The sequence below is a fragment of the Paraburkholderia sp. RAU2J genome (assembly GCF_003634845.1).
GTDB classification, from domain to species: domain Bacteria; phylum Pseudomonadota; class Gammaproteobacteria; order Burkholderiales; family Burkholderiaceae; genus Paraburkholderia; species Paraburkholderia fynbosensis.
This window is the reverse complement of the sequence record NZ_RBXG01000001.1, coordinates 3,441,679-3,456,270: the sequence shown is the minus strand read 5'-3', so window position 1 is coordinate 3,456,270 and position 14,592 is coordinate 3,441,679. Positions and strand designations below refer to the sequence as shown.

The 14,592-nt window shown below is 64.9% G+C and carries 13 protein-coding genes; 12 read left to right on the top strand and 1 reads right to left on the bottom strand.

Annotated elements, in window-relative coordinates:
- Positions 1 to 49 precede the first annotated feature (49 nt).
- The 7 genes from B0G69_RS15685 to B0G69_RS15655 all read left to right on the top strand — a co-directional run bounded on the left by B0G69_RS15685 (position 50) and on the right by B0G69_RS15655 (position 8,588).
- Positions 50 to 2,797 (top strand): DNA polymerase III subunit gamma/tau, encoded by a 2,748-nt coding sequence (locus tag B0G69_RS15685; protein ID WP_121318377.1) that lies wholly within the window; start codon positions 50 to 52, stop codon positions 2,795 to 2,797.
- 68 nt (positions 2,798 to 2,865) lie between these two features.
- Positions 2,866 to 3,192 (top strand): YbaB/EbfC family nucleoid-associated protein, encoded by a 327-nt coding sequence (locus B0G69_RS15680; RefSeq protein WP_007182071.1) that lies wholly within the window; start codon positions 2,866 to 2,868, stop codon positions 3,190 to 3,192.
- A 306-nt stretch (positions 3,193 to 3,498) separates the two neighbouring features.
- Positions 3,499 to 4,095: a recombination mediator RecR gene (recR, locus tag B0G69_RS15675; protein ID WP_121318375.1), complete on the top strand. Its 597-nt coding sequence runs from the start codon at positions 3,499 to 3,501 to the stop codon at positions 4,093 to 4,095.
- A gap of 133 nt (positions 4,096 to 4,228) precedes the next feature.
- Positions 4,229 to 5,482 carry a CaiB/BaiF CoA-transferase family protein gene (locus B0G69_RS15670; RefSeq protein WP_121318373.1) on the top strand — a complete coding sequence of 418 codons (1,254 nt, stop codon included), beginning with the start codon at positions 4,229 to 4,231 and terminating at the stop codon, positions 5,480 to 5,482.
- Between the two features lie 192 nt (positions 5,483 to 5,674).
- A complete protein-coding gene (locus B0G69_RS15665) occupies positions 5,675 to 6,712 on the top strand; it encodes an ABC transporter substrate-binding protein (RefSeq protein WP_121318371.1) in 1,038 nt (345 codons plus the stop codon).
- A gap of 151 nt (positions 6,713 to 6,863) precedes the next feature.
- Entirely contained in the window at positions 6,864 to 7,676 is an 813-nt protein-coding gene (locus B0G69_RS15660; protein WP_121318369.1) for an ABC transporter ATP-binding protein, read from the top strand.
- Positions 7,677 to 7,763: 87 nt separating this feature from the next.
- On the top strand, positions 7,764 to 8,588 hold the full coding sequence (locus B0G69_RS15655; protein ID WP_121319459.1) for an ABC transporter permease: 825 nt from the start codon (positions 7,764 to 7,766) through the stop codon (positions 8,586 to 8,588).
- A 121-nt stretch (positions 8,589 to 8,709) separates the two neighbouring features.
- Here B0G69_RS15655 and B0G69_RS15650 read toward each other — a convergent pair whose 3' ends face one another.
- The gene (locus B0G69_RS15650) at positions 8,710 to 9,684 is read right to left on the bottom strand and encodes an NADPH:quinone oxidoreductase family protein (RefSeq protein WP_121318367.1); all 975 of its coding nucleotides are present in this window, start codon (positions 9,682 to 9,684) and stop codon (positions 8,710 to 8,712) included.
- A gap of 219 nt (positions 9,685 to 9,903) precedes the next feature.
- Here B0G69_RS15650 and surE point away from each other — a divergent pair, with 219 nt between their 5' ends.
- The 5 genes from surE to B0G69_RS15625 are packed head-to-tail and all read left to right on the top strand — an operon-like array spanning position 9,904 to position 14,569.
- Positions 9,904 to 10,662 (top strand): 5'/3'-nucleotidase SurE, encoded by a 759-nt coding sequence (gene surE / locus B0G69_RS15645; RefSeq protein WP_121319457.1) that lies wholly within the window; start codon positions 9,904 to 9,906, stop codon positions 10,660 to 10,662.
- The gene (locus B0G69_RS15640) at positions 10,659 to 11,759 is read left to right on the top strand and encodes a protein-L-isoaspartate(D-aspartate) O-methyltransferase (protein WP_121318365.1); all 1,101 of its coding nucleotides are present in this window, start codon (positions 10,659 to 10,661) and stop codon (positions 11,757 to 11,759) included. Before surE ends, B0G69_RS15640 begins: the two co-directional genes overlap by 4 nt.
- Positions 11,760 to 11,764: 5 nt before the next feature.
- The gene (locus B0G69_RS15635; RefSeq protein WP_121318363.1) at positions 11,765 to 12,694 is read left to right on the top strand and encodes a peptidoglycan DD-metalloendopeptidase family protein; all 930 of its coding nucleotides are present in this window, start codon (positions 11,765 to 11,767) and stop codon (positions 12,692 to 12,694) included.
- 11 nt (positions 12,695 to 12,705) lie between these two features.
- Complete coding sequence (gene rpoS, locus B0G69_RS15630) at positions 12,706 to 13,788, top strand: RNA polymerase sigma factor RpoS (RefSeq protein ID WP_121318361.1); 1,083 nt, start codon at positions 12,706 to 12,708, stop codon at positions 13,786 to 13,788.
- Positions 13,789 to 13,792: 4 nt separating this feature from the next.
- Positions 13,793 to 14,569 carry a 3'-5' exonuclease gene (locus B0G69_RS15625; protein WP_121318359.1) on the top strand — a complete coding sequence of 259 codons (777 nt, stop codon included), beginning with the start codon at positions 13,793 to 13,795 and terminating at the stop codon, positions 14,567 to 14,569.
- The last annotated feature ends 23 nt before the right edge of the window (positions 14,570 to 14,592 follow it).

Here is a 14,592-nt window from a genome sequence, read left to right as displayed (position 1 = left end):
GCCCTCATGTGCTGGTTTTGAGCGGCATCGTTACTGATACAATTTCCGGATGACCTATCAAGTTCTCGCACGCAAATGGCGGCCGAAGGATTTCGCGTCGCTAGTCGGACAGGAGCACGTGGTGCGCGCGCTCACGCATGCGCTCGACGGCGGCCGTCTGCACCATGCCTATCTGTTCACCGGCACGCGCGGCGTCGGCAAGACCACGCTGTCGCGTATCTTCGCCAAGGCGCTGAATTGCGAAACCGGTGTGACTTCCACGCCGTGCGGCGTATGCCGTGCATGCCGTGAGATCGACGAGGGGCGCTTTGTCGATTATGTGGAGATGGACGCGGCGAGCAATCGCGGTGTCGACGAAATGGCGGCGCTGCTGGAGCGTGCGGTGTATGCGCCGGTCGACGCGCGCTTCAAGGTCTACATGATCGACGAAGTGCACATGCTCACCAACCACGCCTTCAACGCGATGCTGAAGACGCTGGAAGAGCCGCCGTCACACGTCAAGTTCATTCTCGCCACCACCGATCCGCAGAAAATTCCGGTCACGGTGCTGTCGCGCTGTCTGCAGTTCAACCTCAAGCAGATGCCCGCGGGTCATATCGTCTCGCATCTCGAGCACATTCTCGGCGAGGAGAATGTGCCGTACGACGCCCAGGCGCTGCGCCTGCTGGCGCGTGCCGCCGATGGTTCGATGCGCGATGCGTTGTCGCTGACCGATCAGGCGATTGCCTACTCCGCCAATCAGGTGAATGAAGAGGCGGTGCGCGGCATGCTCGGCGCGCTCGACCAGAGCTATCTGATCCGCTTGCTCGACGCGCTGGCGGACGGCGACGGCGCGGCGGTGCTGGCGGTCGCCGACGAGATGGCATTACGCAGCCTGTCGTTTTCGACGGCCTTGCAGGATCTGGCGAGCTTGCTGCATCGGATCGCGTGGGCGCAGTTCGCGCCGTCGTCGGTGCTGGACGAGTGGCCCGAGGCCGGCGATCTGCGCCGCTTTGCCGACGCGTTGAGCGCCGAGCAGGTGCAATTGTTCTATCAGATCGCGACCATCGGCCGGAACGAGCTGGGCCTCGCGCCGGACGAGTACGCCGGCTTCACGATGACCCTGCTGCGGATGCTGGCGTTCGAGCCTGCGCCTACCGGTGGCGGTGGTGCGGCGGGTGGGGCGCGCGCGGCTGGCCAGGCGAGCGTGGGCGGTGCGACGCGCACGGGGGCATCGACGGTGTCGGCCTTGCGAGCCTTGTCGGGTTCGCCGGTGGCGGCTGCGCCGATGCCGACGAGTGCGCCAGCCAATGCACATGAAGCGCCAGGCGCCAGTGCGGCGATTCGTGGTTCGCAGGCTGGAAGCGCGATGGCGGACAACGGCGCGATGACACGTGCCGCGGCCGAATCCGCGGCGGCCGCAGTGGAGCAAACTACTCGTGCAATCAGCGCGCGGTCGGCATCGGAAGATACTGCGCAAGACGCCGCGACGCTGCAATCACCGAATGCCGAAGCGGGAGTCGTCGCCGAGCCGATGAAGGCTGTCGGGGAAGCGGTTCCGTCGTCAAACGCTACGCCCGCAATAACTGTCGCGAGTGCAGCGCCCGCGTTGGCACCATGGGACGACGCGCCCGGCGATACGGCTTCTAATGAGGGTTCCGCAAACGCGAACTTCGTTGACGCGGGGGGCAATCCACCCGCCACACACGCTCACTTCGACGACGCGAACGCGAACGCAAACGCAGCCGCCGCAGCCAATGTCACCCTCAACCACGCGACCTCAAACGAAGCGCCCGTCGCGTCCGCTCTCAACGACCCAACATCGGCCTCTGCGCTCACCGCACCGGCCACTGCCGCGCTCGCACGCACGGAGCAGGCCGCAGCCGGCCGGCAAGAGCCCGCCGAGCGGGCAGCGCCCGCAGCCGATGCCGCGCCGCGCCGTGCGGGCGGCGCGAGCGCCGCACTTGACGTCTTGCGCAGCGCCGGTCTGAAAGTATCGTCGGACCGTGGCCGTGCCACTTCGGCGGCGGCTGCGAAGCCCGCAGCGCCGGTCGCGCCGAAGCCGGCAGCGCCGCGCGTGGTCGTCCCGGTGCCGACGCCTGGTGCGCCGCGCCGCGCGCCGCAGCAGGATGCCGCGCCGGCCGCCGGTGCGCCGTCGCCACCGGCTCAGCGCAATGGCGCAGAGCAGAACGGCTCGTCGATGCCGCCGTGGGATGACATGCCGCCCGACGATTACATGCCGATCCCGGCATCGGACGATGGCTATTTTGGGCCGCCCGACGACGACTACATGCCCGTGTTCGACCGCGGTCCCGACGATGTCCGCGTGAACCCGCCGGCCACCGCCGCGGCAGCGCCGGTGCTCGACTCGCGGCCGCTGCCGGCCGCCGTGCCGCTCGATCCGCTGGGTTTCAACGGCGACTGGCCCGCGCTCGCCGCCGATCTGCCGCTCAAGGGCATTTCGTATCAGCTCGCGTTCAACAGTGAGCTGATGGCGCTCGACGGCAGCACACTCAAACTGAATGTGCCGGTGCCGCAGTACGCGGAAGCGTCGCAGGTCGCTAAACTGAAGGCCGCGCTGGCGGAAAGGCTCGGCCGGCAGGTCGACGTGCTGGTCGAAGTCGGTGCGGCGCGCCGCACCGCCGCCGCGCACGACGCCGCGATGCGCGCGCAGCGTCAGCAGGAAGCGGAGCGTGAGATCGGCGCCGATCCGTTCGTGCAATCGCTGATCCGCGAGTTCGGCGCGAGCATCGTGCCCGGCTCGATCCGCCCGATTACACCGGACGCCGCCGCGAACGGCGCGGCGCCGGCCCACTGATTCGCCGCGTTTTTCCGCTGTAGCAAACCGGATTTCCAGATTTCACGCTATCAAGAAGGAGCATGTCCATGATGAAAGGCCAACTCGCCGGGCTGATGAAGCAAGCCCAGCAGATGCAGGAAAACATGAAGAAGATGCAGGAGCAACTCGCGCTGATCGAAGTCGAGGGGCAGTCGGGCGCGGGTCTCGTGAAGGTGACGATGACCTGCAAGAACGACGTGCGCCGCGTGTCGATCGACCCGAGCCTGCTCGCCGACGACAAGGACATGCTGGAAGACCTCGTCGCGGCCGCGTTCAACGACGCCGTGCGCAAGGCCGAAGCCACCGCCCAGGAAAAGATGGGCGGCATGACCTCGGGTCTGCCGCTGCCGCCGGGCTTCAAGCTGCCGTTCTGAACGACACTGTCGCCACGCACGTGAGCGCCGCGGCTGCTGCCGCCGCGGCGCGAACGGAGCATGTTGACCGCCAGCGCCGAGCGGCACGCGCCAAGGCAAGGTGCGAACCGAACGGCCTGAACGCAGCGCGCGTCCCGTATGCGCCGTCCATTCGCATCGGTGCGCGCCGGGTCGCTCGAACCGTCCGTCAGACGCGAGGGCGCAGGCCTCCTGACCATGACCGCGCCGGCAGACAACGACTGACCGAATTCACCGCATCGCTATCCGCATCCATCACGGGCATCATCCACTTCGACGCCGATCCGCATGAAACAACCTTCCGCCTTGTCGGCGCTCGTCGAAGCGCTGCGCGCGCTGCCCGGAGTTGGGCCGAAGTCCGCGCAACGCATGGCGTATCACCTGATGCAGCACGATCGCGAGGGCGCCGAGAAGCTCGGCCGCTCGTTGCTGTTCGCGACCGAGCATCTGAAGCACTGCGAGAAGTGCAACACCTTTACGGAAGCGCAGATCTGCGAAGTCTGCCTCGATGAGGAGCGCGATCCGACGCTGCTGTGTGTCGTCGAAACGCCTGCCGATCAGATCATGCTCGAGCAGACCATGACCTACCGCGGGCTGTATTTCGTGCTGATGGGGCGGCTGAGTCCGCTCGACGGCATCGGCCCGAAGGAGATTCATTTCGACCGGCTCGTCAGGCGCGCGTCGGATGGGGTCGTCAAGGAAGTCGTGCTCGCGACCAATTTCACCAACGAAGGCGAAGCGACCGCGCACTACCTCGGGCAGACGCTCAAGGCGCGCGGTCTCGCCGTCACGCGTCTCGCGCGCGGTGTGCCGGTGGGCGGCGAGCTGGAGTATGTCGACGCCGGCACGATCGCCCGCGCGATGCTCGACCGGCGTTCGATGTAAAACTACGGTGGCCCGCGCGTCGCGCTGAGCAGGCAGCGGGCGCGGCATCGGGCGCGAGCCGCAGCCGCACCCGGTATCGTGATGACCGCACACGTTGAAACCGTGCAGGTCAGGACCAGAAGAAAGGAGACACATGAGCGCTACCCCCGAAGCAGACGCGAGCGCCGCACATGACGGCCAGAGTCAGGCACCGCGCGGCCCGCTCGCTGGCGTCAAGGTGCTGGAACTCGGCACGCTGATCGCGGGCCCGTTCGCCGCGCGTTTTCTCGGCGAGTTCGGCGCCGACGTGATCAAGATCGAAGACCCTGGAGGCGGCGATCCGCTGCGCAAATGGCGCAAGCTCTATCCGGAAGTCGGCGGCACCTCGCTGTGGTGGGCCGTGCAGGCGCGCAATAAGAAGTCCGTCACGATCAATTTGAAGGCCGAAGAGGGCAAGGAGATCGTGCGTCGCCTCGCCAAAGAAGCGGACATCGTCGTCGAGAATTTCCGGCCGGGTCTGCTGGAGAAACTCGGACTCGGTTACGACGTGCTGTCCGCGGACAACCCCGGCCTCGTGATGGTGCGTCTGTCCGGCTATGGCCAGACCGGCCCGTATCGTGACCGGCCCGGCTTCGGTGCGATCGCCGAGTCGATGGGCGGCTTGCGGCATATCACCGGGTATCCGGATTTGCCGCCGCCGCGCATCGGCATTTCGATCGGCGATTCGATCGCCGCGCTGCACGGCGTGATCGGCGCGCTGATGGCGCTGCATCACAAGCAGGTCAACGGCGGCAAAGGGCAGGTCGTCGACGTCGCGCTGTACGAGGCCGTCTTCAACATGATGGAAAGCGTGGTGCCCGAATATGGCGTGTACGGCATAGTGCGCGAGCGCACCGGCGCATCGCTGCCGGGCATCGTGCCGTCGAACACGTATCCGTGCCGCGACGGCAGCATCGTGATCGGCGGTAACAGCGATCCGATCTTCAAGCGTCTGATGGTGGCGATCGAACGCGAGGACCTCGCGAACGATCCGGGGCTCGCGCATAACGACGGGCGCGTGCCGCGCACGCAGGAGATCGACGGCGCGATTGCCGCGTGGCTCGCCACGCGCACCATCGACGAAGCGCTCGCGGTGCTGAACGCGGCCGACGTGCCGGTTGGCCGCATCTATAGCGTGGCGGATATGTTCACCGATCCGCAGTTCATGGCGCGCCAGATGATCCAGCGCTTCAAGTGGCAGGACGGCAAGGAAATCACGCTGCCGTCGGTCACGCCGAAGCTGTCGGCGACACCGGGCGAGACGCGCTGGCTGGGTCCCGAACTGGGTGAACATACCGATGAAGTCCTGCAATCGCTAGGTTATGATGCTGACGACATCGCAAGGCTGCATGCGCAACAAATAGTGTGAAGCTTGGCGCGACACAAGCAGTCGCGCGACGCGGGACACGAACGCGGCGCCCACGAGCGCCGCGCAAGAAAACACGGCAGCGATAAAAACCGCTGCGAAAGTGGCTGCGAAAGCAGGTGAAGGGCAACCGCGAGCAGCCGCGAAAAAAAGCTTCAAAAAAGCCGCACAACAAAAGTTCGGAGACGACAGACCATGCAACGCAGAACCTTCCTCGCCGGTAGTGCCGCGCTCGCGGGCGCGACGCTGGCGGCTTCGCCGCTCGCTTTCGCGCAAGGCAAACCCGAAACCACCAAAGTAGCGATCGCGGTCGGCGGCAAGAACCTGTTCTACTACCTGCCGCTGACGATTGCCGAGCGTCGCAATTACTTCAAGGACGAAGGCCTCGACGTCGAGATTTCCGATTTCGCCGGCGGCTCGCAAGCATTGAAGGCCGCGGTCGGCGGCAGCGCGGACGTGGTCTCCGGCGCGTTCGAACACACGCTGCTGCTGCAGGCGCAGAAGCAGATGTTCCGCGAATTCGTGCTGCAGGGGCGCGCGCCGCAGATCGTGCTGGCGGTATCGAAGAAGACGATGCCGAACTACAAATCCATCGCCGATCTCAAGGGCAAGAAGATCGGCGTGACGGCGCCGGGTTCCTCGACCTCGATCATGGCGAGCTTCGTGCTCGCGAAGGCCGGGCTGAGCGCGAAGGATGTCGCGTTCATCGGCGTGGGCGCGGGCGCCGGGGCGATCGCCGCGCTGCAGTCGGGGCAGATCGATGCGCTTGCCAATCTCGATCCGGTCATGACCAAGCTCGAGCGCACCGGCGAGATCCGCGTCGTGTCCGACACGCGCACGCTCGCCGATACGCGCAGCGTGTTCGGCGGCAACATGCCGGCGGGCTGCCTGTACGCGTCGCAGAGCTTCATTACGAAGAATCCGAACACGACGCAGGCGCTCACCAACGCGATGGTGCGCGCGCTCAAGTGGCTGCAGGCATCGACCGGCAGCGAGCTGATCAACACGGTGCCGGAAGGCTATCTGCTTGGTGATCGCGCGGTGTATCTGGACGCGTGGCAGCATGTGAAGGAAGCGATGTCGCCCGACGGCCTGATGCCCGCCGACGGTCCCGCGACGTCGCTGAAGACCTTGCAGGCGTTCGATCCGAATATGCAGGGCAAGCCGATCGATCTGTCGAAGGCCTGGACCAACGACTTCGTGAAAAAAGCGCTGAGCACGGTCAAGGCGTAAAGCGCGCTCGGGCAGACGCACGCGAGGCAGGGCAGACGAGGCGTTGGGTGGGCTCGCCCCGCTCGCGCAGCTCCGGGCGCAACGCGATTTCACGTCGCCGCTACGACACCTCCCTCATCCACAACCGATCTTCGAACAAGCGAGCCGAACGATGACCGTAGCCGCTCTGGCGCTCGACAACATCACCTGCACGTTCGCCGCGCGCGATAACCGCGCGCAGCGCTACACGGCAGTCAAGGACACCACATTGCGCATCGCGCCGGGCGAGTTCGTCTCGGTGGTCGGTCCGACCGGTTGCGGTAAGTCCACGCTGCTGAACGTCGGCGCGGGCTTGCTGACGCCGTCCTCGGGTTCGGTCAGCGTGTTCGGCGAGCCGCTCGACGGCATCAACCGGCGCGCCGGCTACATGTTCCAGGCCGACGCGTTGATGCCGTGGCGCTCGGCGATCGACAACGTGATGGCCGGCCTTTCGTTTCAAGGCGTGCCGGCGCCGCAAGCGCGCGCCAAAGCCGACGAGTGGTTAAAGCGCGTCGGTCTCGGCGGCTTCGGCGACCGTTATCCGCATCAACTCTCGGGCGGCATGCGCAAGCGCGTCGCGATGGCGCAGACGCTGATTCTGGATCCGGACATCATCCTGATGGACGAGCCGTTTTCCGCGCTCGATATCCAGACGCGCCAGTTGATGGAAAACGAACTGCTCGACCTGTGGGCCGCCAAACGCAAGGCGGTGTTGTTCATCACGCACGATCTCGACGAGGCGATTGCGATGTCCGATCGCGTGGTGGTGTTGTCGGCGGGGCCGGGCACGCATCCAATCGGCGAATTCACGATCGATTTGCCGCGTCCGCGCGACGTCGCGGAAATTCGTGCGCATCCGCGCTTCGTCGAGCTGCATGCGCAGATCTGGAGCGTGCTGCGTGATGAGGTGCTCAAGGGGTATCAGCAGCAACTCAGCGCGGTTTAAACGCGCGTGTCGTCTGGCGCTGTGCCGCGCGCGCGTATGCGCGCCTCGCCCAGCGCGTTGTTTCAATCGTCCAAGGCAAACCGAATCATGTGGAAGACGTTACGCCCGAGGCGGGCGAATCTGGTGATCTGGCAATGGCTGCTGCTCGTGCTGTGCTTCGTGCTCTGGTACGTGCTGACCAGCCCGACGCTGCTGCCGGCGTTCTATTTCGACGATCCTGACAAGGCCGCGTTCTTCTTCGGCGAGCCGCAGAAGGTGTTGCAGCGGATCTGGGAGTGGTTCACGGGCGGCGAGATCTATCTGCATCTATGGATTACGCTGGTCGAGACCGTGCTCGCGTTCGTGCTCGGTACCGCGCTCGGACTCGGCGTCGGTCTGTGGCTCGCGCTCGCGCCGCTCGCGAGCGCGTTGTTCGATCCGTACGTGAAAGCCGCCAACTCGATGCCGCGCGTGATTCTCGCGCCGATCTTCGGCGTGTGGTTTGGTTTGGGGATCTGGTCGAAGGTGGCGTTGGGCGTGACGCTGGTGTTTTTTATCGTCTTCTTCAACGTCTACCAGGGCGTGAAGGAAGTCAGTCCGGTCGTGCTCGCGAACGCGCGCATGCTCGGCGCGAACCGCAAGCAGTTGCTGCGCTTCGTCTATTTGCCGAGCGCGATGAGCTGGGTGTTTTCCAGCTTGCATACGTCGGTCGGCCTGGCGTTCGTCGGCTCCGTGGTGGGCGAGTATCTCGGTTCGGCGCGCGGCGTCGGCTATCTGATTCTGCAAGCCGAAGGCACCTTCGATATCAATACCGTGTTCGCGGGAATTCTGGTGTTGACCGCGTTCGCACTGGTGCTCGACGCAATAGTCGGCATAGGCGAGCGGCGCCTGATGAAGTGGCAGCCGAAGACCGGCGAGACAGAGAAACTCTAGTCGCCGCCGGCGTGGGCGCCCGATAAAAAACGGCGTGCGGTTTTTCAAACCCCACGCCGTTTCCGTTTGTGCCGCTCGCTCGATCCGGCATCGCTTTGCCATCGATCAAACACGCCCTCACTCAAGGCGTAATCACCACCTTCCCGATCACGCGACGCTCGGCCATATCGCGCAATGCGCGGCCGGTGTCATCGAGCGAATAGCGGGCGGACACGTACGGCTTGAGCTTGCCTTCGCGGATCCAGCCGGTCATCTGCTCGAACGCGGCGTGATTGCGCTGCGGCTCGCGCTTTGCGAAATCACCCCAGAAGACACCAACCACGCTCGCGCCCTTGAGCAGCGTCAGATTGAGCGGCAACTTCGGGATTTCGCCGTTCGCGAAACCGACCACCAGATAGCGCCCGCGCCAGCCTATGCTGCGAAACGCCGGTTCAGCATACACACCGCCGACCGGATCGTAGATCACGTCCGGGCCTTTGCCGTCGGTGAGTGCCTTGATGCGCTCACGCAGATCTTCGGTGCTGTAGTTGATGGTCGCGTCCGCGCCGTGTTTGACGCAGGTGGCGAGCTTCTCGTCGCTCGACGCCGCTGCGATCACGCGCGCGCCGAGCGCCTTGCCGATCTCGACGGCCGCCAACCCGACGCCGCCTGCCGCGCCCAGCACCAGCATCGTTTCGCCGGCCTGCAACGCGCCGCGGTCGACCACCGCGTGATGCGAGGTGCCATACGCAAGCGTGAACGCCGCGGCCACGTCGAACTCGACGCCCTCCGCGAGCGGCACGCAGCCCGCGGCCGGCGCCAGCGCCTGTTCGGCGAAGCCGCCCGAACCGGTGTACGCGACCACACGCGAGCCGGGCTTGAACTGCGTCACACCTTCACCGACCGCACGCACGACGCCCGCGACTTCCGAGCCGGGCGTGAAGGGCAGGGGTGGTTTGAACTGGTATTTGTTTTCGATGATCAGCACGTCGGGGAAGTTGACGGCTGCGGCTTTGACGTCGATCACGACGTGGCCGGGTGGCGGCACGAGGTCCGGCAGGTCGTCGACGACCAGGCTCTCCGGCGGCCCGTATTGATTACAGCGAATCGCGCGCATCGTGTCTCCATATCGATCAGGGTTCGCAAACATTCGCAGACTTTCGCAAGCAGTCCGAGTGTAAAACAATCAGCACGATCGTGCGTTTTTATCGTGCGGTGCATGAGCGACGAGCGCTCCAGGATCGTTCATCGCAAACGTTGCATGCACGCGTCGCAACGGCGCGCGCGTAGCCGCCGTGTCGTTCGCGTGCCATCTTTCCTCGGTTACAATCGCCGCATGCGAATCCTACTCAGCAATGACGACGGTTACCTGGCGCCGGGCCTTGCCGCGCTTTACGAAGCGCTCAAGCCGATTGCGGACGTCACCGTGATGGCCCCCGAACAGAATTGCAGCGGCGCGTCGAATTCGTTGACGTTGTCGCGGCCGCTCTCGGTCCTGCGCTCGGCCAATGGCTTCTATTACGTGAACGGCACGCCCACCGACTCGGTGCACATCGCGTTGACGGGCATGCTCGACCATACGCCCGATCTGGTGGTCTCGGGCATCAACAACGGCCAGAACATGGGCGAAGACACGCTCTATTCGGGCACGGTCGCGGCCGCCACCGAAGGCATCATGTTCGGCGTGCCGGCCATCGCGTTCTCGCTCGTCGACAAGGACTGGGTGCATCTCGAAGACGCCGCCCGTGTCGCGGCCGACATCGTCAAGCATTATCTCGAGCAACCGCTGCCCGGACATCCATTGCTGAACGTCAACATTCCGAACCTGCCTTACGACCAGCTCGACGGTTGGCGTATCACGCGTCTCGGCAAGCGGCATCCATCGCAGCCGGTGATCCGCCAGACCAACCCGCGCGGCGAGCCGATCTACTGGATCGGTCCGTCGGGCAGTGCGCGTGACGCGAGCGAAGGCACCGATTTCCACGCGGTCGTCAACGGCCGTGTGTCGATCACGCCTCTGCAGCTCGACCTGACCCACACGCAAATGCTGCCCGCGGCGCGCGACTGGGCGCGCGCCGGCAGCGGCGCTTCATGACGAGCGAGCGCGCCAAGCGCTTTCCGCTCGGCCTCGAGGACCTGGTGCGCGAACCGCGCCGGCCCGAAGGGCGCCCGGGCGAAGTGCGCGCCGCGGCGCTCGCCGCGAGCGCGGCGCTGAATGCGCGTCAGCAGCCGGCGAAGCCGCAAGCGAGAACGCCGGGCAAAGCGCCGAGCGCGCTTCAGCCCAAGGCTCAAGCCGTGCCGCAAGCGAGAGCGCCGGGCCAATCGGCAGCCATTACTCAGCCGAAGCCGCAGGCCGCGCCGTCGACATTGCTGTCGTCATCGATCAAACCGTCGGCCAAGCCCGCAATAGTGACCCCACACGGCAAGGCCGCGCATAAGCCGAGCCCGACTGCACGCACCGCGCTGCAATCCGCACCGCCCGCCAAACCCGCCGCCCGCGCCAACGAACGCATGACGGCGCCGAACGTCGCGTTGAGCGGCGCATTGGCGCTGACTTCGGAACGGGTCCGCGAACGGATGGTCGAACGCCTGCGTGCGAACGGCGTGACCGATCAGCGCGTGCTGAACGCGATGTCGGTGGTGCCGCGCCACATGTTCGTCGACCCGGGCCTCGCGGCCCAGGCGTACGAAGATGCGGCGTTGCCGATCGGTCATCACCAGACGATCTCCAAGCCCTCGGTGGTCGCGCGAATGATCGAACTGGCCGCGGCCGGCCGCGCGTTGACCAACGTGCTCGAAATCGGCACGGGCTGCGGTTATCAGGCCGCGGTGCTAAGCCAGGTCGCGCGCGAGGTGTATTCGATCGAACGCATCAAGCCGCTGTCCGAGCGCGCGAAGACGAATCTGCGGCCGTTGCGCATTCCGAACATACGGTTGCATTACGGCGACGGGCGGCTCGGGTTGCCGTCGGCGGCGCCGTTCGATGCGATCGTGATCGCCGCGGCCGGACTCGACGTGCCGCAGGCCTTGCTTGAACAACTCGCGATCGGCGGCCGTCTGGTTGCGCCGGTCGGCTCGCAGGACGGCCAGAACCAGGTGCTGACGCTGGTCGAGCGCCTCGGGCCCGCGCAATGGCGCGAGTCGCGGCTTGATCGCGTTTTCTTTGTACCCTTAAAATCCGGAGTGATTTGACACCGATGAGTATGTTGCGCGCGATGCAAAGAACCAGCCTGAATGCCCCCATGACCGTAACCCAGCGTAGCGTGTGCGTGCTCGCCTTATCCCTGTTGATGACGGCTTGTGCTTCCCGGCTCGATCAGGCGCCTGTCGTCGACCGCTCAGGCGGCGGCGTGCTCGGCACCCAGGCCGCGCAGCCGGCCGTGCCGCTCGGCCCGCCGCCGCCCGGTTACTACCGCGTGAAGCCGGGCGACACGCTGTACCGGATTGCGTTGGAGAACGGCCAGAACTACCGCGATATTTCGACGTGGAACAATCTGACCAACCCGAATCAGATCGAGGTTGATCAACTGTTGCGCGTCGTGCCGCCGGGTGCGAATACGGCCGGGCTGACGCCGGGTGTCGCGACCGCGCCGATCGGCGGCACTGGCGCGGTGCAGAGTGCGCCGCTCGGGGGTGCATCGACGGGCGCCGCAGCCGGCGCCGCCGTGCCGCCGCTGTACGGCGCGACTGCGAACAATCCGGCCGTGAGCCCGCCGGCCAATCCGAACGCCGCCAGCGACTCGGTCAATAGCGCATCCGGCAACGTCGCGTTCGCGTGGCCGGTGCGTGGTCCGCTGCTCGGCACGTTCAACGATTCGACAAACAAAGGTGTCAATATCGGTGGTGCCGCAGGCGACCCGGTGAAGGCTTCCGCGGATGGCCGCGTGGTCTATGCCGGAAATGGGCTGCGTGGTTACGGCAATCTCATTATCATCAAGCATGACGCAACTTATCTCACCGCGTATGCACACAACCGCGCTTTGATGGTAAAAGAGGGAGACGCGGTGACGAAAGGGCAGAAGATCGCTGAGATGGGCAATAGTGATTCCGACCGTGTGATGTTGCATTTCGAAGTTCGCCGTCAGGGTAAACCTGTCGACCCACTGAAGTATTTGCCGCCGCAATAAGCGATACGACCATGCCGAAATCGAAGCGCCGCCCGCCGCAAGCCGAGTCTGAAACGATCAGCCAAGCCACGTCCGCTGCGGTGGACGAAAGCGGCGCTTCGGAAGTGGAAGAAGAGATCGCGGAAGAACGCGATCTCGACGAGCGTCAGAGCGGCGCTGAGGAAGCCGGCGACGCCCGTGAAGGTGCGAGCGAAGCAGCGCCGGATGCGGACGATTTTCGCGCGCTACTGCAAGCCGAGCTGACGGCCGACACCATCCAGCATTATCTGAATCGCATCAGCGTGAAGCCGCTTCTCACGGTCGAAGAGGAGCAGAAATATTCGCGTCTTGCCAAGGCGGGCGAGTTCGATGCGCGGCAGGTGATGATCGAGCGTAATCTGCGGCTGGTCGTCAGTATCGCGAAGGGTTATCTGAATCGCGGTGTGCCCTTGCTCGATCTGATCGAAGAGGGCAACCTCGGCCTGATGCACGCGATCGAAAAATTCGATCCGACGCGCGGCTTCCGCTTTTCGACTTATGCGACCTGGTGGATTCGTCAAAGCATCGAACGCGCGATCATGAACCAGGCGCGCACCGTGCGCTTGCCGGTGCACGTGATTCGTGAGCTCAACCAGGTGTTGCGCGCGAAGCGCCATCTGGAAAAAAATTCGATGAATTCCGGGGAAGCCGCCGAGCGCCGCGACGCCAGCATCGACGACATCGCCTATCTGACCGGCAAGACGACCGACGAAGTCACCGACATTCTCGCGCTGAACGAGCACACGGCCTCGCTGGATGCGCCGCTCGATCTCGATCCGGCGAGCAGCCTGCTCGATCTGCTGTCTGACGACCAGAGCCAGTCGCCGGATGCCGAAGTGCAACATCGCGAATTGGAAACACTCACGCGGGCATGGCTCGCGCGCCTGTCGGACAAGCATCGTCATGTGATCGAGCGCCGCTTCGGGCTCAATCACATCGAACCCGCCACGCTCGAAGAACTGGCCGACGAAATGGGCCTCACGCGCGAGCGTGTGCGTCAGATCCAACAGGAAGCGCTCGTGCGTCTGAAGCGCTTCTTCGCCTCCAACGGTGTTCGGAAGGACGCCGTTCTATAACCTGATGACTCCGATTCTTGTTTTCGACATCGAGACGATTCCCGATGTCGCCGGCATTCGCCGCCTCGAAGATTTGCCTCCCACGCTGAGCGACGCCGAAGTCGCCGAGCACGCGTTCGCCGCGCGCCGAGAAAAGACCGGTAGCGATTTCCTGCCGCATCATCTGCAGCGGATCGCCGCGATTTCCTGCGTGTTCCGCGACAACAACGGTTTTCGCGTGCGCTCGCTCGGCACGCTGGAAGATGGCGAGGCCGCGCTGATCCAGTCGTTCTATCGCGTGATCGAGAAGTACACGCCACAGCTCGTGTCGTGGAACGGTGGCGGATTCGACCTGCCAGTGCTGAACTATCGGGCATTGGTCAACGGCATTCCCGCCAGCCGCTTCTGGGATCTCGGCGAGGACGACCGCGAGTTCAAGTGGAACAACTACATCAGCCGCTATCACGCGCGTCATACGGATCTGATGGACGTGCTCGCGATGTACCAGGCGCGCGCCAACGCGCCGCTCGACGCGCTCGCCAAGATGTGCGGCTTCCCCGGCAAGATGGGCATGGACGGCAGCCAGGTGTGGCACGCTTATCAGGATGGCCGCGTCGAGGAAATCCGTAATTACTGCGAGACCGACGTCGTCAATACGTATCTGCTGTATTGCCGGTTCCAGTTGATCCGCGGCGCGTTTTCGGCGGCGGAGTATGCTGATGAGATCAATCTGGTCAAGAACGCGCTGGCGCTGGAAGTCGCGCCGCAATGGGCCGAGTATCTGGCGGCGTTCGAGCAATAGTGTCGCACTGTCCGGCAGCCAGA